The following is a 3,406-nucleotide window of genomic DNA, read 5'->3' on the forward strand; positions in this document are numbered from 1 at the left end:
TCTTGAGGTTTATGTCCTAGTACAATTGGCGACAGCTATATTATTCACATTTTGCCGATTGAATTTTAATAATTATTCTAAAAAATCCTGTGTTATTGCCTCAACCTCAAAAACGGAGATTGCAAAGGGTGACCTTACAACCCCATCAAGTCTCGTCAAATTTACAAATCAATAGCCAGATCTCACTCACATCCGAACAAAGACATTATTTAAGTAATGTCCTCCGCTTAGAAGTTAACGCCGAATTTATTGCTCTGGATCGCCTCGGTGGATGGTGGTTAGCCCAATTAGGCAAAGATTTTAACAAAGCTGATATTATTGCAAAACTGGAAAACAATTCAGAATCAGCGATTCCCATAAGTCTGGGGGTCGCCATGCCCAAGGGTAGTAATCTGGAATCAATCATTCGCCAAACGACAGAATTAGGCGTGCAACAAATTAGCCCATTATTTAGCGATCGCACCATTATCAAATCAGGAACTGAGATCGGCAACCAAAAGCGCGATCGCTGGCAACGCATCGCCGAGGAAGCCGCCGAGCTATCCCTACGGAGTCATATACCTGAAATTAAGCCCCCACTAGCATTCTTGGCATGGCTCGAATATTGCACGACATTACCACCAACTCATGGCAAGTATATTTGTGTAACTACTCCCAATGTGCCCCACCTGCTTACTAGCTTACAAAACACTAATAGTATCGATGAGCAGGTGATCGTCGCCACTGGCTGTGAGGGTGGCTGGACAACTAGGGAAGAAGAAATGGCGATCGCCGCAGGATTTAACCCCGTATCATTAGGCGATCGGGTATTGTCCGCCATCACAGCCCCAGTGGTAGCATTATCCATAGTTGGCGCATTTTTCGATACCCAAACCCATCACAGATAAACGCCATGAACGCCATGAACGCAAATTCCCCTGAGACCCTGCAAATGCCGCTGCGTATGGTACAGCAGACCATTAGCCTACGAACTAATGGCAAAAAATTACACAATATCACCCGTCAAGTGGAAGCAGTTTTAGCCCATTCAGGGATAAGGATGGGATTATGCAATGTCTTCTTGCGCCATACGTCAGCAAGTCTGATCGTTCAAGAAAACGCTGATCCCGATGTACTAGCCGATTTAGAGACCTTTTTTACCAAGTTAATCCCTGAAGATGCAAGTCAATATCGTCATATTTCTGAGGGAGTTGATGATATGCCATCCCATATTCGTAGCACCCTTACCAAAACCTCTGAGACAATCCCGATCGCTAATGCTAAACTTGCCCTCGGTACTTGGCAGGGAATCTTTGTTTGGGAACATCGCAATTTGGGACATACTCGCGAAGTGCTGGTACATATTACAGGATGCTAGATGAAGCCCATAAAAAAGCCTCCAGCTAATCGATATCGTCCAACCGCTAAAACTAGCAAGTGGCTGAGGGGATTTCAGTGGTTTTTACCAGGACTATTGGTTAAACGATGGCTACTAGTTAGCATCCTCGGAATCTTATTAATCGTGCTGGGAATTGCCATTTCCGCCAGATTAACCCCGATATTATTTTTGTCGCGCCTAATCGGTAATACCCTTGACACCTTGGTCGCGATCCTGCCTCGACATATGAGTGGTCCCCTCGCCCTACTCCTTGGCATCGGGCTATTGTGGCTAGGGCAAAAACGCGCCCTCGGATCGATCACTCAAGTTTTGATGCCCAACCAAGACAAAGAGCTTTTAGAGTTACTAGTCTCCCACCGCAAACTCAATCGAGGGCCTAAAATCGTTACCGTAGGGGGTGGTACGGGTTTATCAAATTTGTTGCGTGGGCTGAAACAATATAGCGCCAACATTACTGCGATCGTCACCGTTGCCGATGATGGTGGCTCCTCAGGACGATTGCGTAGGGAATACGGAGTCTTACCGCCTGGGGATATTCGCAACTGTCTCGCAGCTCTTGCCGATGAAGAAAAGTTAGTTACGGAATTATTTCAATATCGCTTTCAAACAGGAGAAGGGCTCACAGGTCATAGCTTTGGCAATCTATTTCTGACGGCAATGAGTGAGGTTACGGGCGATCTCGTAAAGGCGATTGCCGCTAGTTCGCAGGTTTTAGCTGTGCGTGGTCGTGTCCTGCCCGCCACCCTCGATCACATGGTTCTTTGGGCAGAATTTGAAGATGGACGCTATGTCGAGGGAGAATCCCATATCCCCGAAGCCAAGGGCAAAATCAAACATATCGGCTGTAAGCCAGATAATCCCAAGGGGTTGCCCCAAGCGATCGAAGATATTCGGGAAGCCGATCTGATCGTAATTGGTCCTGGAAGTTTATATACCAGCATCATTCCGAATCTACTGGTTCCAGAAATTCTCCAAGCATTAATCGATCGCAATGTGCCATCGATCTACCTTTGTAATATCATGAGTCAGGTGGGCGAAACCGACGGCTATGCTGTATCTGATTATGTGCGAGTTTTAGACGAATTAGCTGGGGTACGACTGTTTGATGTAGTTTTAGCTCAAAGACACCCCCCCTCTGAGCGATCGCTACAACACTATGCTTCCTGTGGTTCCCACTTTACGGAGCTAGATCGCGATAATCTTGCAAGTATGCGTTGCCCTGTCTTACTTGCGAATATCATGCGAGAAAAAAACAACGGTACCGTATGCCATGACTCAGACAAACTTGCAGGGGTATTAATGCGTTGGTATAACCGTCAATAGCAATTTGCAGATTAATAGCCACTAATGCCAAAATTAAATAGTGGCATCTCATAATAAAAACGTCAGATAAAATCATCAGTGTTACAACAGTTTCATATACAAGTTAACAGTGATATTTATGCTCTTGCTAAATTGCAAGAGTGGTTTCAGTTGTTACAAAATTTACTGCCAAAACCAACTTGGATGCAATGCAATCTCGTCTTGGTTGAAGTATTTACAAATGTGGTTTCATACGCCCATGAGGGGCTGTCTGAGGAAACCCCCATTGATATCGAACTTACCCTTGACGAAACCGAAAAATTTTTAGAAATGCGAATTTGGGATTACGGGGAACCCTTCGATCTTCAGGCTGAAATTGAACGCGCTGCTAAGCAAGCCGAAAAGAACAAGGACTTTGAAAGCATTGATGATATTCCTACGGGAGGAAGAGGCTTAATCATAGCGAAAACTGTCGCTGACAATCTTCGCTATGAAACGACCAATGATGGTCGCAATTGTTTTGTAATGCTTAAGCATTTCTAAATTTTAATAACGTTAATTTGGATTATGCTGCCAAATTTTAAAATCCCAAAAGTAAAAGCCTTGCTAAGCAAGGCTTTTATAGTTGTTTTAAATAACTTGTAGACGGGCTTCGACTTCGCTCAGCCCTCGGTGTAAGCTAGCTGAGCGAAGTCGAAGCTGTAGTTTTTATTTGAATTATCTATA

The 3,406-nt window shown here is 44.6% G+C and carries 4 protein-coding genes; all 4 read left to right on the plus strand.

Translation table 11 applies throughout. From position 1 onward, the window contains the following. Positions 1-128: 128 nt before the first annotated feature. The 4 genes from AC805_RS08770 (at position 129) to AC805_RS08785 (ending at position 3,223) form a co-directional block, all read left to right on the plus strand. Entirely contained in the window at positions 129-887 is a 759-nt protein-coding gene (locus tag AC805_RS08770; RefSeq protein WP_055075075.1) for a 16S rRNA (uracil(1498)-N(3))-methyltransferase, read from the plus strand. 5 nt (positions 888-892) lie between these two features. Then, on the plus strand, positions 893-1,357 hold the full coding sequence (locus tag AC805_RS08775; protein WP_082429443.1) for a secondary thiamine-phosphate synthase enzyme YjbQ: 465 nt from the start codon (positions 893-895) through the stop codon (positions 1,355-1,357). Continuing rightward, positions 1,358-2,701 (plus strand): gluconeogenesis factor YvcK family protein, encoded by a 1,344-nt coding sequence (yvcK, locus tag AC805_RS08780; protein ID WP_055075076.1) that lies wholly within the window; start codon positions 1,358-1,360, stop codon positions 2,699-2,701. A gap of 78 nt (positions 2,702-2,779) precedes the next feature. After that, positions 2,780-3,223, plus strand: coding sequence for an anti-sigma regulatory factor (locus AC805_RS08785; protein ID WP_055075077.1), 444 nt, complete (start codon positions 2,780-2,782; stop codon positions 3,221-3,223). Positions 3,224-3,406 lie beyond the last annotated feature (183 nt).

Source organism: Pseudanabaena sp. 'Roaring Creek', from assembly GCF_001402795.1.
GTDB lineage: Bacteria > Cyanobacteriota > Cyanobacteriia > Pseudanabaenales > Pseudanabaenaceae > Pseudanabaena.